This window comes from Microbacterium sp. H1-D42 (genome assembly GCF_022637555.1).
Classification (GTDB): domain Bacteria; phylum Actinomycetota; class Actinomycetes; order Actinomycetales; family Microbacteriaceae; genus Microbacterium.
In genome coordinates this window covers 3,362,076-3,379,598 of sequence record NZ_CP093342.1, presented here as the reverse complement: position 1 = coordinate 3,379,598, position 17,523 = coordinate 3,362,076, and the positions used below count along the sequence as shown (strand labels likewise).

Here is a 17,523-nt window from a genome sequence, read left to right as displayed (position 1 = left end):
ACCACGCTAGTCCGACCGGGAACCATTCCTGCCGGGTATACCGATATATCGCTGAGACACCCGATGAATGACTGAACACAACAGAGTTCCGGGCGCACTTTGCGGGGATCCCTTGTTCATACATCGGGTCTTTGATAGCGTCGGCCGGGTCCCCACTCTTGACGCAATGGAGCAGAGAGAATGTCTCATAGAACCCTCCGCATTGTCGCGGCGTTCACCGCAGCACTCGTGATCGGAGCAGCCGTGACACCAGCAGCATCCGCTGCCGAGACCGACGACCTCAACATCGCGTTCGGTGGGTCACTCGTCGGCACCACCGCCTACACCACGGTCGAAGGCGAGACCATGCGCGGTGTCGTGCACCGCATGAACGGCGCCGAAGAGCAGCTGCCCGGCGGCGGCGTCACGCTCGGCGGAGGCACCGCGGGCATCCGCTTCGACGCATCCGAATTCAGCCTCACCGGCGCCGACGCGACCACCGGCTTCGTGGCAGAGCTCTCGATCGACCCGCAGACCGCGCAGGCCGACATGGCGACCCTGTTCGGCGCCGGCGGCAACATGTTCGTGCGGCTCGAGGCAGGCGCCCTCACCTACGGGTTCGACTCGGTCACCGCCGGCACCTGGAGCAAGCACCGACTCTCTGCTCCCGCCCCGGCCGCAGGGCTCAGCCACGATCTCTCGGTGCAGTACATCCGCGTCGGCGCAGGCGCACAGATGCACGTGTCGCTCGACGGCGTCGAACTCGCGCCGATCAATGCGAACGCGCCGGCGGCGATCAACGCCGCGGCCGGCTCGTCGTTCGGCTTCGGCAACGACGTGCATCCGGCCGGCGGCGATCGCGGGTACAAGGGCACCCTGAGTCGCGTACGCGTGGCCTCGGGGCTGACCGCGTACGCGCCGGAGCAGAACACGTTCCAGAGCGCTCCCGTCACCAAGAACCTGTTGCGCGCCGGCTTCGACGGCACGCTCGACGGCACCGCCTACGCAGCGGGCGCGACCGAGACCCTCGACGGCTCGCTCTCGATGCGCGGCGGCGCCACCGTCGCGTCGGGCAAGCTCGTGCTCGCCTCCGCCGCGCAGGCGGCCGACTTCACAGCATCCGAATCGCCCTTCGCCGGCGCCACTCTCGACACCGGCTTCGTGACCGAGATCGAATTCGAGGCGGATGCTGCGCAGAAGGATCTGGCGACGCTGGTCGCCGTCGGCGGCAACTTCTCCGCCCGCTACCGCAACGACGGCCTGCAATACGGGTTCAGCTCGAACCAGTCCGGCGCGTGGGTCGACCACATGGGCTCCGCCGCGGTGCCCGCGACCGGCAAGACGCACACCCTGTCGCTGGCCTACCAGCCGATCGAAGGCGGCGGCGCCGAGGTGATCGCCTGGCTCGACGGGGTGGAGCTGCCCAAGGTGAGCGCCGCCGATCGCTCGGTGCGCAACACCGCCAACGCTGGAACCGTGACGCTCGGCAACGAGATCCCCTCCATCGGCGGACGAGGCTTCATCGGCTCCATCGACCGCGCGCGATTTGCGCTGCTCACCGAGCAGTTCAGCGCCAAGTCGTTCACGTTCCAGCAGCTGAAGCCCGTCATCCCCTGCGCCGACCTCGGCGAGATCGAGCCGGCGAACTACGTCAGCATCTCGGCCGACGACTGCGCCGAGAACCTCACCGCCAAGTCGGCCATGGTGCGCCCGACCGACCAGCAGCTGCGGTGGCAGGAGCTCGCCCTGACCGGATTCGTGCACTTCGGCATCAACACCTTCTACAACCAGGAGTGGGGCCACGGCACCGAGGACCCGGCGCGGTTCGACCCGACCGGCGACGTCGACGTCGATGGCTGGATGAAGACGCTGCGCGATTCAGGACACCGCATGGCGATCCTGACGCTGAAACACCACGACGGGTTCGTGCTGTACCCCTCGCGGTACACCGACTACGACGTCGCCTCGACGCCGTGGAAGGACGGCAAGGGCGACATCGTGCAGGAATTCACGGATGCTGCGAACAAGTACGGCATGAAGGTCGGCCTGTACATGTCGCCGGCCGACTCGCACGAGGAGATCGACGGGCGCTTCGGCAACGGCAGCGTGAAGTCTGCGCGCACGATCCCGACCCTGGTGGAAGGCGATGACCGAGCGGGCAAGGATCTGCCGACATTCACCTACGACGCCACCGACTACGGCGCGTACTTCCTCAACTCGCTGTACGAGATCCTCACCCAGTACGGCGAGATCGACGAGGTCTGGTTCGACGGCGCAGCAGGCAACACCGCCAAGCAGGAGCTGTTCGACTACCCGGCGTTCTACGACCTGATCGGAGAGCTGCAGCCGAACGCGGTCGTCGCCGTCGGCGGCAACGACGTCCGCTGGGTCGGCAACGAGCACGGCACTGCGCGTCTGAACGAGTGGGCGCCCATGGCGGTGAAGGTCCCTGAGGACGGCGGCAAGATCGGCGTCGTCGCCGGCGGTGCATTCGAGCAGGTCGGCTCCGCGGCCTCTCTGCTCGCCGGTGCCCAGAGCGGCGCGAACGCGCTGCACTGGTGGCCGACCGAGTCCGACATGAAGCTCACCCAGGGCTGGTTCGCGCACCCGAACGACGTTCCCAAGAGCGGACCGACGCTGCTGAACCACTACCTGAACACCGTGGGACGCAACTCGGTGATGCTGCTGAACACACCGCCGACCGTGAACGGCTCGTTCGCGCAGGCATCCACCGAGGCGCTGGAATCGTTCGCGGCAGAACGTCGCAAGGCCTTCGCCACGGACTTCGCACTCGGCACTCCCGTCGAAGCGCCTGACGGCAGCACCGCGGTGCTGACCGACGGCAACCGCCGCACGTCATGGCAGAGCGAGTCCACGACCGGCACGTTCACGATCGACCTCGGTGCGGCGCAGAAGGTCACCCGCATTGGGCTCGCCGAGGGCGTGGACGTCTCGGGGCAGACAGTGGACGCCTTCCACATCGAGGCTGAGGTCGACGGGGCGTGGAAGAGCGTCGGCGCGGCCGGCACCATCGGCGTCAGCCGGATCGTCACGCTCGATGCCCCGACGACCGCGCAGCGGTTCCGCGTGGTCATCGACTCGGCGCGTGCGCCGTTCGCCCTGGCGCAGCTGACCGTGCACCCGACGCTGGCCGACGACCCGGGGCGGCTGACCGAGGTGTGGGTCGACTGCACAGCCGAGGTCGCCGGCGGCGGATCGAAGGAGCGCCCGTTCGCCTCTCTCGAGCAGTTCCGCGACGTCGAGCTCGCCCCCGGTGCAGCCGTGCACCTGCGCGCAGGCACGTCGTGCGCCGACTCCGACAGCCCGTTCTGGGGCTACGGCACCGCCGAGGCCCCGATCGTCGTCGACCTCTACGACGGGAACGAGCCGCCGACCTTCGGCGACCGCACCGCTCGTGACGTGTTCGCGCCTCTTGAGACGCAGGGCTGGCAGATCGCGTTCTCGGACGTGGCACCGAGTGTCACGCTCGACGGTGGCTCGGTGAAGGTCGGCGCACTGGCATCCATCTCGGTCGCGGGGTTCCCGGCTGACGCCACGGTGACCATCGGCTTCGAGGGCACCAGCCGGCCGGGCGGTGAGATCACGACCGACGCCGATGGTGCCGGATCGCTCACCCTGCGCATGGCCGGCAACAAGCCGGGCACGTACACGCTGGTCGCCACAGGCCCGGACGGCACGCGCGCCGAGTCGGAGGTCGTGATCCGCGCCGGCGGCTGACGCCGGCATCCGCCGCTCCGGCCCCGGCATCCGCCCGCAGACACCCCCAGCTGCTGCCCGCACCTGGGGGTGTCGGCGCGAATTGGGGGTGTCGGCGACGCGTGGTTCGATAAGAGACGTGAACGACACTGATCGGATGCTGCGCGCGCAGGCCCGCGCCCTGTGGGCCACCCTGTGCTGCTTCGTCCTCGGTGTGGTCGCGGGGACGGCCGCGCTATGGGGGGCTGCGCGCCCGTTCAACGGGGACGACTCGGTGATCGTCCCCACGGCGCTCGTGACGGGAATCATCTCGGCCGGTGCCTTCGTCATCAGCACTCTGATGCACCGACGCACCGAGACGCGCCCGATGCCGCGGTGGCAGGCCATCGTGACCGAATTGTCGGCAGTGTCCGTGACGATCGCGGTGGCGGCCGTCAGCGGCATCGGCGTGCTGCTTGCCGGCCAGGTGCTTGCCACAGGCCTGCAGGGGCTCGAACTCTCGCCGATCAGCGGCGGGCTGCTCGTCGGCGTCGCCGCAGCGGTCGGCGGGAGGCTGTCCTTCGACATGGGCGTCGAACTGAGCACCAGCGACATCGCCGCCCTGCTTTTCGCCTTCCTTCTCATCGGCACGCTGTTCGCGATGATCACCGCGACCGATCCCACCTGGTGGCAGCGCAACTTCTCACAGCTGGGCTCCGGAAGCGGCGGGTGGGCGTTCAACGGCACGGTCATGATCGCCGGCATCCTCGTCGCCACGACCGGTCTGTACATCGGACGCGATCTGCACCGCCTGCGCGGGGATCGGATGCTGCGCCGCATCGCCGTGGTCGTGCTGGCCTGGGTGGTCGCGGGGCTCGCGCTCGCCGCCGTCGGGCTGCTGCCGATCAATCGCTTCGATCGCGTGCACGACGTCGTCGCCATCTCGACGATGGTGCTGATCGTCGTCGCCGTGGTGCTCTCGGCGCGTGCACTGCGCGGCGGTCGGATGCTGCGCATCATCACCCTCGGACTGGTCTCAGTGGTGGCCGTCGCGGTGGTGCTGACGGTGGTGTTCGCGCTGCTGTCGGTGACGGCGCTGGAGAGCATCGTCATCGGACTCGTGCTGCTGTGGATGTCGACGTTCGTGCGGGTGCTGGCGATCCTGGCACCGGCGCAGTCGCGCCCGTCGATGCAGCGCTCGCCGCTGCGCGCCACGGCGTCCTGACCGGCCCGCGCCGTTCCGGGGGCGTCACCCTGACGCACCGCTCCGCTATCTGTAGATGGACGTAATCGTCGTTCTTGTGCACCCGATGAGCGTGTTAGGTTAGGCGAGGCTTACCAAAGTAAAACACCGAGGTGGCCGTCCGGCGCTCGCTCGCCGACTCCCCGCAAACCAACCCGAAAGGGAAGCCTGTGCGCATCTCTCGTCTCCTTGGCATCGGCGCCGCCGCGGTTCTCGCCGTCGGTCTCGTCGCCTGCTCGCCGTCCACCGCGCCCGCGCCGGAATCCGGTGCCGGCGGCGCAGCATCCGACGCCTTCCCCGTCACGATCGAGCACGTCTACGGCGAGACGACGATCACGAAGAAGCCCGAGCGGGTGGCCACGGTCGCCTGGGCCAACCACGAGGTGCCGCTGGCGCTCGGCATCGTGCCGGTCGGCATGAGCAAGGCGACCTGGGGCGATGACAACGGCAACGGCGTGCTGCCCTGGGTCGAGGACAAGCTCACCGAACTGGGCGTCGACACCTCGCTGATCGGCGACAAGGACGCTGAGAAGGCCGGCGATGTGCCGGTGCTGTTCGATGAGACCGATGGCATCGACTACGAGGCCGTCGCCGACACCGCCCCCGACGTCATCCTCGCCGCCTACTCCGGCCTGACACAGGAGGAATACGACACCCTCTCGAAGATCGCCCCGGTCGTCGCCTACCCCGACACCGCGTGGGGAACCTCACTCGAGGACATGATCGAGATGAACTCCGAGGCGCTCGGCCTCGAAGCCGAAGGCGACGCCTTCATCGACGACCTGCACGCGCAGATCAGCGCGGCCCTCGACAAGCACAGCGCCCTGAAGGACGCCAAGGTGCTGTTCAGCTACCTCGACATGAACGACCTCAGCCAGATCGGGCTCTACACCAGCCACGACACCCGGCCCGGATTCCTGGAGAGCATCGGCCTGCCGGCACCCACCGTGGTCGCCGAAGCCACCAAGGGCACCGACGGGTTCTACGTGACCGTCAGCGCCGAGCAGGCTGAGCGCTTCGACGACGTCGACGTGTTCGTCAGCTACGGCGACGACTCGAGCATCCCGGCGCTGCAGGCCGACCCGCTGCTGTCGAAGATCCCCGCCATCGCCAAGGGCCAGATCGCCATCCTCGCCGACAACAGCCCGCTGGCAGCATCCGCCAACCCGTCTCCGCTGTCGATCGGCTGGGGCATCGACGAGTACTTCGCGGTGCTCGCGGGTGCGCTCGACGGCAACTGACCGATCGCAACGCTCACCTCATGACGACGACCGCCGCGCGCACCACCGTGTCGGGCACCGCAGACCTGCGGCGCCCGACACTGGTGCGCGCCGCGTGGCTGGTCGCCGGCGTCGGCATCCTGCTGCTGCTGTGCGTGCTGTCGGTGGCGTTCGGGTCGCGCGCCGTCTCGGTGGATGACATCCTCGCCGCGCTCTCCGGCCACAGCGACACCGTCTCGCAGGCGGCAGTGACGCAGCGCATCCCGCGCACGGTGCTCGCCATCCTCGTCGGCGCGGCCCTCGCGCTCAGCGGCGCCACCATGCAGGCGGTCACGCGCAACCCGATCGCCGACCCCGGCATCCTCGGGGTGACGAACGGCGCCTCGCTGGCCATCGTGCTCGGCATCGCATTCGTCGGCATCACGCATCCGCTGGCGTACATGGGCTTCGCCATCGTCGGTGCCGCGGTCGCCGCGGTGTTCGTCTACCTGGTCGGCTCCCTCGGACGCGGCGGCGCGACGCCGCTCAAGCTCGCGCTGGCAGGGGCTGCCACGTCGGCCGCGTTCGCCTCGCTCATCAGCGCGGTCATGCTGCCGCGGGTCGACATCCTCACCAGCTTCCAGGCGTGGCAGGTCGGCGGCGTGGGAGGGGCGGACTGGTCGCGCATGGCGATGGCCGCCCCGGTGCTCGCGGTGGGTGCCATCGTCTGCCTCGCCAGCGCGCGCGGCATGAACTCGCTCGCCCTCGGCGACGACATGGCGGCGGGGCTCGGCGAGAACGTCGCCAGAACTCGGATGCTGTCGGCGCTGGGCGCCGTGATCCTCGCCGGCGTCGCGACGGCGATCGCCGGCCCCATCGGCTTCGTCGGGCTGGTCGTGCCGCACATGTGTCGGATGCTGATCGGCACCGACCACCGGTGGCTGCTGCCGTTCTCGGCGCTGGCCGGCGCCGCGCTGCTGATCGCGAGCGACATCATCGGTCGCGTCCTCTCTCCCACTGAGGAGATCCAGGTCGGCATCATCACGGCCGTCATCGGGGCACCGCTGTTCATCTGGATCGTCCGCCGGCAGAAGGTGCGTGAACTGTGAGCGCCGTGCGCCCCACCACCGCATCTCCGGCCGCCGCCCCGATCATCGCCGGGCGTCGCCGTCGGCAGCGGCGGCACGCCGTCGCGAGCATCGTGCTGGCCGTGCTGGTTCTCGGCGTCTTCGCTCTCTCGCTGATGATCGGCAACACCTTCTACACGCCGGGGGAGGTGCTCGCGGTCCTCCTCGGCGAGCAGGTGCCAGGAGCGTCCTTCACCGTCGGTGAGCTGCGACTGCCGCGATCGATCACGGCGGTGCTGGCCGGCACTGCATTCGGCATCGCCGGCGTCACCTTCCAGACCATGCTGCGAAACCCCCTGGCATCCCCCGACATCATCGGCATCACCACCGGCGCCAGCGCCGCGGCGGTGCTGGGCATCATCGCCTTCTCGCTCTCTGGCATCGGCGTCTCGCTGTTCGCGCTGGCCGGTGCCCTGCTGACGGCGCTGACCATCTACCTGCTCTCCTACAAGGGCGGCTTCGCCGGGGTGCGGCTCATCCTGATCGGCATCGGCATCGCCGCCATGCTGCAATCGGTCATCTCGTACCAGCTCACTCGCGCCGCCGGCTGGGACATCCAGGCGGCCATGCAGTGGCTGACCGGCAGCCTGAACTCCGCCAGCTGGGATCGCCTCCTGCCGCTGCTGGTCGCGTGCGTGGTGGTCGTGCCGCTGCTGCTCGCCCAGCAGCGCAGCCTCAGCATGCTGCGCCTCGGCGATGACTCGGCCGCCGGCCTCGGCGTGCGGGTTTCTCTGACGCGGCTGCTGCTGATCATCGGCGCCGTCATCCTGCTGGCCTTCGCCACGGCCGCCACAGGACCGATCGCGTTCGTCGCCTTCATGGCAGGGCCCATCGCCGCGCGCATCACCGGACCCGGCGCGAACCTGCTGGTGCCCTCAGCGCTCGTCGGCGCACTGCTCGTGCTGGTGGCCGACCTGATCGGACAGTTCGCGTTCGAGGGCCGGTACCCCGTCGGCGTGATCACGGGCATCCTCGGTGCGCCGTATCTGATCTACCTGCTCATCCGCACCAATCGCTCGGGAGGATCCCTGTGACCGAGATCGACCCTGTGAACGAGACCAAACCTGCGATCGACCCTGTGAGCGACGCCCACACCCTGACCGCCGAGGGGCTCACCCTCGGCTACGGCGACCGCACCGTGATCGCAGACCTCAACCTCGCCATCGCGCCAGGACAGATCACCGCGATCGTCGGCGCGAACGGATGCGGCAAGTCCACCCTGCTTCGCGCGCTCGCCCGCCTGCTGCGGCCCACCGGTGGCGAGGTGCGTCTGGACGGCACGCCGCTGCGCGGCATGCACACCAAGGAGGTGGCGCGCATCGTCGGGCTGCTGCCGCAGTCGCCGGTCGCGCCAGAGGGCATCGCCGTCGCCGACCTGGTCGGGCGGGGGCGGCATCCGCATCAGAAGGTGCTCGCCCGGTGGACCGCACACGACTACGCCGTCGTCGCCGATGCGCTCGAGGCCACCGGCATCACTGATCTCGCCGACCGCAGCGTCGACGAGCTCTCGGGAGGTCAGCGCCAGCGCGTCTGGATCGCCATGGCTCTCGCACAGGAGACCGACATCCTGCTGCTCGACGAGCCGACGACGTTCCTCGACGTCGCGCACCAGGTCGAGGTGCTCGACCTGCTCACCGACCTCTGCCTGTCACGGGGCACCACGATCGTGATGGTGCTGCACGACCTCAACCTCGCCGCCCGTTACTCCGACCAGCTCGTCGCGATGAAGGCGGGCCGCGTGCACGCCGTCGGCGCGCCCGAGCAGGTGCTCACCAGCGAACTGGTCGAACAGGTCTTCGGCATGGCGAACGTCGTGAGCGAGGACCCCGCGTCGGGCAAGCCGATGGTCACACCGATGGGAAGGCATCATGTCCTCTAGCTCCACCACCCGCACCCGCCCGCCGTACGTGCTCGCGCGCGCCGAGGTACGCGCGGTCGAACGCGTCTCGCCGAGCTTCGTGCGCGTCACCTTCGGCGGCGACGAACTCGCCGACTTCGGGACGCCGGGTGACGTGTTCGACGCGCGGATCAAGCTCGTCTTCCCGCCGGCATCCGGCATCCTCCCTCCGGTCGATCGCGACACGGACGACTGGTGGGGCGCGTACCTCGCCGTTCCAGAGGCGGAGCGCGGGTCGATGCGCACGTACTCGGTGCGGGAGCTGCGTGCGAATGCTGCGACCGAGGTCGTGGTCGACTTCGTGCTGCACCTCGAGCCTGGCCTGACCGGGCCGGCATCCTCGTGGGCGAGTGCCGCGGAGGTCGGCGATGCGCTGCTGATGGTCGGCCCGCGTCGCGGACGCGAGGACCGCAGCGGCATCGAGTACGAGCCGGGTTCGGCATCGCAGGTGTGCCTGGTCGGCGATGAGACCGCCGCGCCCGCGATCGCGCGGATTCTCGAGGATGCCCCGCGCGATCTGCGCGGGATCGCCTTCATCGAGGTGCCGGATGCTGCCGATGAACTCGCGGTCGACGCCCCCGCCGGGGTGGATGTGCACTGGCTGCCGCGCGGAGATGTCGCGCACGGGCTGCGCCTGATCCCGACGGTGCTCGACTACTTGGGCGAGGCGGCGGGCACCGAGATCGTGGTGCAGGATGCCGAGGGCGAGGATCTCGTGTGGGAGACGCCGGTGTACTCCGGACTCGGCGAGGAGATCTCCAGCGTCGACGGCGGTGCCGACCGGTACTTCTGGATCGCCGGCGAGAGCGGAGTCGTCACGACCCTGCGCCGTCACCTGGTGAAGGGTCTCGGCATCGACCGCACGCAGGTCGCCTTCATGGGCTACTGGCGCCGCGGCGTCGCCATGCGGGGCTGAGGTTCGCGCGGCCGGGCGCGGGTGGTTCAGGCCCCGCGGCGCACCATCTCGGCGATCCACGCCGGAGCGAACGGCGAGGTGCAGTTCGGCGGGGTCGGGTAGTCGGCCAGCACCTGCAGGCGGTTGCCGATGTCGAGGGCGCGCTCGCGCAGCGCCGGATGCTGGATTCCGATGTTCGCGAGCGTCTCGTTCATGGCCCACTGCTCGCGGGCCGGCGCATCGACGAGCTCGCGCTCGATGCGGTCGAGCAGCCCGTCCAGATCGAGCCCGTCGGGCTTCTTCACGACCCGCACCGTGGTCAGCGACCATCCTGCTGCGCGGGCGTCGGCATCCGCATCTTCGAACCAGCGCAGTCGCAGCTCCTCAGCGTGCGGCGACTTCTTGGCGATGTAGTTGACCAGCCAGTCGTGTGCCTTCGCTGAGCGGGTGGAGCGCAGCATCCGATCCACCTCGTCGGCCGACAGATCGCGCGGCTTCGCGATCAGCAGCGCCAGCAGCTGGCCTGGTACGTCGTCGGTCGCCCAGAGTTCGCGGGCGAAGTCCGTGTCCATGCCGATCCGCTTCGCCACGGCGCGCATCTTCGATAGGTTGATCCCGTGCGCGTCGCCGTGCCGCTCGTTGACGGCTCGGGCCTTCGGGTCTTCGAGGGCGGCGAGCTCGGCGAGGGCATCCGCAGCAGTGATCGTGGCCATGCTGACAAGCGTAGGCGGCACGCGCCCTGGTGCGCGCCGGTGGCTCCTGGCATCATCGAGAGGAACCGCTAGCGGTGACCGCCACCGCGGGAGGGACGACGATGTCCGACCAGATCTTCACCTACATCGCGCTCGGGCTGTACTTCGCGGGCATGCTCGTCATCGGGTACATCGCCTTCAAGCGCACCGACGATCACGAGGACTACATGCTCGGCGGGCGCAACCTGCCGCCGTGGGTCGCAGCCCTCAGCGCCGGGGCATCCGACATGTCGGGCTGGCTCGTGATGGGACTGCCAGGGGCGATCTACCTGACCGGAATGATCGAGGCGTGGATTGCCGTCGGGCTGACGATCGGCGCCTATCTGAACTGGCTGCTGGTCGCCCCGCGCCTGCGCGCGTACACCGAGGTGTCACGCAACTCGATCACCGTGCCGAGCTTCTTCGAGAACCGGCTGCGCGACCGGACGCGCCTGCTGCGCATCCTGTCTGGCGTCGTGATTCTGGTGTTCTTCACGCTGTACATCTCGGCCGGCATGGTCGCCGCCGGAGTGTTCTTCGAGAGCTCGTTCAACGGCGACTACCTGTTCGGGATGCTGCTGATCGGCGCCGTCACGCTGCTGTACACCCTGTTCGGCGGGTTCCTCGGGGCCTCCTTCACCGACGTCGTGCAGGGGCTGATGATGGTCATCGCGCTGATCGTCGTTCCGGTCGCGGCCGTCATCGCCATCGGCGGCATCGACGAGACCACCACGCTCATCGCCGAGAACGCCGGCGCCGGGCACCTGTCGTGGTTCGGCGGAACGGCGATCACCGGGGCGACCGTGCTCGCGATCGTCTCGTCGCTCGCCTGGGGGCTGGGCTACTTCGGACAGCCGCACATCATCGTGCGTTTCATGGCGCTGCGCTCGCCGCAAGAGGCGAAGAGCGCCCGCCGCATCGGCATCACCTGGATGATCGTCTCGCTCGTCGGTGCCATCATCTCGGGCCTGGTCGGCATCGCCTACATGGCCGCCAACGGCATCGATCTGGCCGACCCCGAGACCGTCGTGCTGGTGATGGCGCAGACGCTGCTGCATCCGTTCGTGGCCGGTCTCGTGCTGGCGGCGGTGCTCGCGGCGATCATGAGCACGATCTCCAGCCAGCTCATCGTGTCGTCCTCGGCCTTGGTCGAAGACCTGTTCAAGGTGTTCCGCGCGGATGTTCCGAAGGCGAAGACCCTGGTGATGATGGGTCGGATGACGGTGCTGGTCGTCGCGGTGATCGCGATGGTGCTGGCGATCACGCCGAACGACAGCATCCTCGGTCTGGTGTCGTTCGCCTGGGCCGGCTTTGGCGCCGCGTTCGGGCCGATCATCCTATTGAGCCTGTTCTGGCGTCGCCTGACGAACTGGGGTGCGCTGGCCGGCATGCTCGTCGGTGCCGCGACCGTCTTCATCTGGAAGGCGATGGACACCGGCCTGTACGAGCTGCTGCCGGCCTTCGTGCTCGGCCTGGTCGTGGCCGTCGTCGTGAGCCTGCTCACCTACCGCCACAACGATGAGATCCAACAGGAGTTCACCGACACCGGCACCATGCTGACGCTGCCGCGTCCGCACGCGGTCGGCGACACGCCCTGAGTCGGGCGATCCGCCTACTTGCGAGGCGCGGCCGTCGAGGAGCGGACCATCAGCTCGGGGTGCACGTCATCGGCAGCATCCGGGATATCCTCGCCCTCGATCTCGGCGATGATCCGCAGTGCCGCGGCCCGGCCCATCTGCTCGAACGGCTGGCGCACGGTCGTGAGGGCGGGCGACGCAAATCCGGCCAGGGCGATGTCGTCGACGCTGACCACCGAGATGTCCTCCGGCACGCTGCGTCCGGCCTCATGCAGGGCGCGGATCAGACCGAAGGCCATCTCATCGCTGGAGACGAACACGGCCGTCGCCTCGGGGATCGCGGCGATCGTGCGGCCTGCGCGGTAGCCCGATTCGGGCGTCCAGTCGCCTGGAATCAGCGGCGGCGGGGTGATGCCGCGCTCGGTGAGCACCTGCTCCCACCCCTCGCGGCGCTGCACGGTCTCGAGCCAGTACGCGTCGCCGGGCACATGCCAAACCGTCTTGTGGCCGAGGTCGAGCAGATGCTCGACGGCCAGCCGTGCGATGGCGTGCTGGTCGACGATCAGAGGGGCGTCCGGTGCCATCGACAGGCGCTCATTGCGGGTCGACGGCGTGCGGTCGGTGCGCAGGCGCATGGCCGGGCTGTCGAGTTCGACCGGCACCCCGAGGATGATGCCCTCCGCGCCCTGGCGCTCTAGCCGGTCGAAGGCCTCGACGAACGCGTCGGTGGACGCATGGTCGGCCACGGCGGCGGTCGTGACGGTGTAGCGGTGCTCGGCCGCGGCCTGCTGGATGCCGACGCTGAGCGCCGCGGTGGAGTAGCGGTCGGTCGAGACGACGATCACGCCGAGGATGCGGGTGCGACCTGATGCCAGGGACGCCGCGGCCGCATGCACCCGGTAGCCCAGCTCTTCGACGGCGTTCAGCACCCGGCGGGCGGTGTCAGGGCGCACGTTCTGCTGACCGGACATCACGCGCGACACGGTCTGCGTCGAGACGCCGGCGAGGCGGGCGACGTCGACCTGGTTCGGAGCGCGGTCGTCAGAGGGATGGCGCGGAGACATGTGCCCATGTTAGCGACAGACGGCGATTAGCCCACAAGCCCAGTGGATGCCAGAATGAGAGCGCAAACATAAACATCAAGGGAGATCTGATGTCCACCTCTGCTTCCCCGTCGCTGACCTGGCGCGACGGTGAGATCCTGCGTGACGGCAAGCCGCACCGCATCCTGTCCGGCGCCGTGCATTACTTCCGCGTGCACCCGGATCAGTGGGAGGACCGGCTGCGCCGCCTCGCCGCCATGGGCGCGAACACCGTCGACACCTACGTCGCGTGGAACTTCCACGAGCGCGTCGAGGGGCAGTACGACTTCACCGGCTGGCGCGACCTGGCGCTCTTCATCCGCATCGCGGGCGAGGTGGGGCTCGACGTCTTCGTGCGCCCCAGCCCGTACATCTGCGCGGAGTGGTCGAACGGCGGCATCCCGTTCTGGCTGTCAGGACGCACCCGCGCGCTGCGCACGGTCGATCCCGTCTACCTCGCCGCGGTCGACGCGTGGTTCGATCAGCTGATCCCGCAGCTCGAACCGCTGCAGGCCGTGCACGGCGGCCCGATCCGGCTCATCCAGGTCGAGAACGAGTACGGCTCCTACGGCAGCGATGCCGGCTACGTGGCGCACATGCGCGATGCACTCACCACGCGCGGCATGGTCGAGATGCTCACGACGGCCGACGGCACGACCGCCGACATGGTGCGCAACGGCAGCACCCCCGGTGCCATGGGCACCTTCACGTTCGGCACCGGTGTGCCGGCCGCGGTCGCACTGCGCCGCGAGGGCGAGCACCTGATGTGCAGCGAGCTGTGGGGCGGCTGGTTCGACCACTGGGGCGAGCAGCACCACGTGCGCTCGGTCCCGAGCATGATCGGCACCGTCGACGAACTGCTCGCCGAGGGCGGGTCGGTCAGCCTGTACATGGCGCACGGCGGCACGAACTTCGGCTTCTGGGCCGGCGCCAACCACGACGGCGTCATCCAGCCGACGGTCACGTCGTACGACTCGAACGCGCCGATCGGCGAGGACGGCACGCTGAACGACAAGTTCCACGCGCTGCGCGCCGCGTTCGCCCCGTTCCACGACGGCGAGCTCCCGGCGATCCCCGATGCTCCGAAGCGCCAGCGCTCAGCATCCGCCCCTCTGGCGCCGCAGGCATCGCTGCTCGACGTCGTTCGGGCCGTGCCGGTCACCGCGCAGGCGCCGATGCCCCTGACATTCGAGGCCCTCGGTGCCGAGGACGGACTGGTCGCCTACGAGGCGGACATCTCGTTCGCCGCATCGTCGCCCATCAGCATCCTGGGGCTGCGCGATCGCGCCACCCTGTACGTGGACGACGTGCTTCTCGGCACGTTCGAGCACGACGGTGCGCACACCCTCGAGCTGCCGGCGAAGGGGGGCGAGGGGCGCCTGACGATCATCGTCGAGAGCCTCGGACGCATCAACTACGGGCCGTACACCGGCCAGGACAAGGGCATTCTGCAGGGTGTCGTGATCGGTCGCCGTTACGTGCACGGGTGGGAGCACCGCGTGCTCGGCGACGGCGTGCCCGCTGCTACTGGTGCTGTCGGTGTGGCCGGTGTGGCCGTGGCATCGCTCGAGGTCACCGAGGTGGCGGATGCCTGGCTGGCGTTCCCCGGCGGCGCGAAGGGCCTGGTCTGGCTGAACGGCTTCCTGCTCGGGCGCTACTGGGAGCGCGGACCGCAGGTGACCCTGTACGCGCCGGCGCCGCTGTGGCGCGAGGGGGCCAACGAGATCGTCGTGCTCGACACCGATCGCCTCGGCTCCGCGGTCGAGATCCGCGAGGAGCCGGACTTCGGCCCGGTCGAGGAGTTCATCGGCTTCTGACGCCGCGCCACTCGCGCCCATCTGGCTCCTCGGCACTGTGCCGGGGAGTCAGATGTCGTTTGTGGAGGCTTCTTACCCGGCATTTGGCTCCCTGCAGGGCCGGATGCTGGCACGTGTGCGTGTCCACAGACAGAGAGCACCTCCGGCTGATCAGCGAGAGGTGCTCTTCATGTGCGGCGCCGGAGCGCCGAGCCGGGCGTCAGCCCTTCACGGCGCCGGCGGAGAGGCCGCTGCGCCAGTAGCGCTGCAGCGTGAAGAACAGGATCACCAGCGGGATCACCCCGAGCAGGGCGCCGAGCATGACCGCGCCCTTGTCGGGCGAGAAGTAGCTCATCATGCCGTACAGGCCAAGGGTCACGGGCTTGAGCTCGGGACTGGAGACCATCATCAGCGGCAGCAGGAAGTTGTTCCACGTCGCGACGAAGATGAACAGGAAGATCGTCACCATCGCCGGGCTCAGCAGACGCAGCACAATCGTGAAGAAGATGCGCGCCTCACTGGCGCCGTCGATGCGGGCGGCTTCGAGCAGCTCGGTCGGCACCGACGACTGCGCGAACACCATGCCGAGGAACACGCCGAACGGCGAGACGGCCGAGGGGATGATGATCGACCAGATCGTGTTCGTCAGTCCGAGCGCGCTGAACTCGATGTACAGCGGCACCGTGAGCAGCGCCACCGGCAGCAGCAGTCCAGCCATGATCACGCCGACGGCGATCTTCTTGCCGGGGAACGAGAACTTCGCGATCGCGTAGCCCGCCATGACGGCGAACAGCGTGCCGATCACGCCGGCGCTCACCGAGTACAGGATCGAGTTGCCGACCCAGCGCCAGAACAGTCCCTGCGTCCAGCCCATCAGGCTGTCGTAGTTCGTGTCGAGGTTCCAGTCCGCGAACCAGAACCCGAACGACGAGACCAGGTCGGCGTTGTCCTTGGTGGATGCCACCAGCAGCCAGAACACCGGAACGAGGAAGTACAGCATCGCGACGATCAGCGCGATGATGCCGAATGTGCGGGCGAGCGCGCTCGGTGCGACCGAGCGGGGCGGCTCGTCGGCGCCCCGCGGCTTGCGCTCGCGGCGCGGCTTCGCGGCGGCGACGTTGTTCTCGACGGCGGATGCGGTCGAAGTGACGGTTGCGCTCGAAACGACAGGTGCGGATGCCATGGTCACGCGTCTCCCTTGCGGCGCTGCAGCAGCGCGTAGACGATCGCGAGCACACCCGCGATGACGGCCATGAGCAGCGAGTAGGCCGAGGCCGGGCCGCTGCCCGAGGGCGAGAGCTCACCCATCATGGAGTTGTACGTGAGCATCATGGGCGTGTAGTCCTTGCCCATCCACGAGTTCGCCCCCTGCATGATCACGGGCTCGTTGAACAGCTGGATCGTGCCGATGATCGACAGCAGCACGGCCAGCAGCGCGGCGCCGCGCACCATGGGCACCTTGATGCGCGTGGCGATCTGGAACCCGGTGGCGCCGTCGAGGCGGGCAGCCTCGTAGAGGTCGCGCGGGATCGCCTGCAGCGCCGACAGGAAGATCAGCATGTTGTACCCGGTGTAGGTCCAGGTGGTCATGTTCGCCATCGACAGCAGGATGGTCTGCGGTGCCATGAAGTCGGTGCCGGCTGGCAGGTACTCCATGAACGGCGAGACCTCGGGCGTGTAGAGGTACAGCCAGATCATCGCCGCGATCACGCCTGGCACGGCGTACGGCAGGAAGAACGCGAGGCGGAACAGCGCCGGACGGCGCACGATGTACGAGTCGAGCAGCAGCGCGAGGCCGAGCGCGACGAGGATCATCACCGGGATCTGGAAGGCGGCGTAGACGACCACCCGGCCCATGCCGATCCAGAACGCGCTGTTGCCGATCGCGAGGGCGAAGTTCTCGAAGCCGACGAACGTGTCGACCAGTTCACCGCCGCCGTACAGCCCGCCGCCGCCTGGCACCTGGTTGAAGAACGCCGAGCGGATCGAGACGATGATCGGCACGAGGAAGACCAGCGCGAACAGGATGGCGAAGGGCAGCAGGAACATCCAGCCCGTCAGACCCTCGCGTCGGATGCCCTTGCCGCGCCTTCTGCGCGTGTGACTGGACCCGGGCACTGTGTTTCCGGGCCCGCTGCTTCCGGGCCCGCTGGCGGGACTCGACTCGGGCTGCGCTCCTGCGCGGCGGGAGCCGCCGCGACTGTCGGTCACGGTGACCATGTGCGTCCTTCCTGCTCATGCAGACGGCGGAGAGCACTCGTGGTGCCCTCCGCCGTCGATGTCATACTCTGTCGCGATCAG

13 protein-coding genes are annotated in these 17,523 nt (G+C 68.8%); 9 read left to right on the top strand and 4 right to left on the bottom strand.

The window, feature by feature from the left end:
- Positions 1–180: 180 nt before the first annotated feature.
- The 7 genes from MNR00_RS15900 (at position 181) to MNR00_RS15870 (ending at position 10,057) form a co-directional block, all read left to right on the top strand.
- Positions 181–3,717, top strand: a complete 3,537-nt coding sequence (locus MNR00_RS15900; RefSeq protein WP_241926882.1) for an alpha-L-fucosidase — start codon at positions 181–183, stop codon at positions 3,715–3,717.
- Positions 3,718–3,835: 118 nt separating this feature from the next.
- A complete protein-coding gene (locus tag MNR00_RS15895; RefSeq protein WP_241926881.1) occupies positions 3,836–4,900 on the top strand; it encodes a DUF998 domain-containing protein in 1,065 nt (354 codons plus the stop codon).
- Between the two features lie 188 nt (positions 4,901–5,088).
- Positions 5,089–6,159, top strand: coding sequence for an iron-siderophore ABC transporter substrate-binding protein (locus MNR00_RS15890; protein WP_241926880.1), 1,071 nt, complete (start codon positions 5,089–5,091; stop codon positions 6,157–6,159).
- Positions 6,160–6,179: 20 nt separating this feature from the next.
- Positions 6,180–7,226, top strand: coding sequence for an iron ABC transporter permease (locus tag MNR00_RS15885; RefSeq protein WP_241926879.1), 1,047 nt, complete (start codon positions 6,180–6,182; stop codon positions 7,224–7,226).
- Entirely contained in the window at positions 7,223–8,278 is a 1,056-nt protein-coding gene (locus MNR00_RS15880) for an iron chelate uptake ABC transporter family permease subunit (protein WP_241926878.1), read from the top strand. Before MNR00_RS15885 ends, MNR00_RS15880 begins: the two co-directional genes overlap by 4 nt.
- A 44-nt stretch (positions 8,279–8,322) precedes the next feature.
- Positions 8,323–9,123 (top strand): ABC transporter ATP-binding protein, encoded by an 801-nt coding sequence (locus MNR00_RS15875; protein ID WP_241928872.1) that lies wholly within the window; start codon positions 8,323–8,325, stop codon positions 9,121–9,123.
- Positions 9,113–10,057: a siderophore-interacting protein gene (locus tag MNR00_RS15870; RefSeq protein WP_241926877.1), complete on the top strand. Its 945-nt coding sequence runs from the start codon at positions 9,113–9,115 to the stop codon at positions 10,055–10,057. Before MNR00_RS15875 ends, MNR00_RS15870 begins: the two co-directional genes overlap by 11 nt.
- A gap of 26 nt (positions 10,058–10,083) precedes the next feature.
- Here MNR00_RS15870 and MNR00_RS15865 read toward each other — a convergent pair whose 3' ends face one another.
- The gene (locus MNR00_RS15865) at positions 10,084–10,749 is read right to left on the bottom strand and encodes a DNA alkylation repair protein (RefSeq protein ID WP_241926876.1); all 666 of its coding nucleotides are present in this window, start codon (positions 10,747–10,749) and stop codon (positions 10,084–10,086) included.
- A gap of 101 nt (positions 10,750–10,850) precedes the next feature.
- On the opposite strand from MNR00_RS15865, the gene putP reads away from it, so the two are divergent.
- Positions 10,851–12,365, top strand: coding sequence for a sodium/proline symporter PutP (gene putP / locus MNR00_RS15860; protein WP_241928871.1), 1,515 nt, complete (start codon positions 10,851–10,853; stop codon positions 12,363–12,365).
- Positions 12,366–12,379: 14 nt separating this feature from the next.
- On the opposite strand, the gene MNR00_RS15855 is transcribed toward putP, so the two are convergent.
- Positions 12,380–13,408, bottom strand: a complete 1,029-nt coding sequence (locus tag MNR00_RS15855) for a substrate-binding domain-containing protein (protein WP_241926875.1) — start codon at positions 13,406–13,408, stop codon at positions 12,380–12,382.
- Between the two features lie 89 nt (positions 13,409–13,497).
- Between MNR00_RS15855 and MNR00_RS15850 the strand changes: the two genes are divergently transcribed.
- Positions 13,498–15,243 (top strand): beta-galactosidase family protein, encoded by a 1,746-nt coding sequence (locus tag MNR00_RS15850; RefSeq protein ID WP_241926874.1) that lies wholly within the window; start codon positions 13,498–13,500, stop codon positions 15,241–15,243.
- A 199-nt stretch (positions 15,244–15,442) separates the two neighbouring features.
- Here MNR00_RS15850 and MNR00_RS15845 read toward each other — a convergent pair whose 3' ends face one another.
- Positions 15,443–16,405 (bottom strand): carbohydrate ABC transporter permease, encoded by a 963-nt coding sequence (locus MNR00_RS15845; protein WP_241926873.1) that lies wholly within the window; start codon positions 16,403–16,405, stop codon positions 15,443–15,445.
- 2 nt (positions 16,406–16,407) lie between these two features.
- On the bottom strand, positions 16,408–17,340 hold the full coding sequence (locus tag MNR00_RS15840) for a sugar ABC transporter permease (protein WP_241926872.1): 933 nt from the start codon (positions 17,338–17,340) through the stop codon (positions 16,408–16,410).
- Positions 17,341–17,523: the final 183 nt, after the last annotated feature.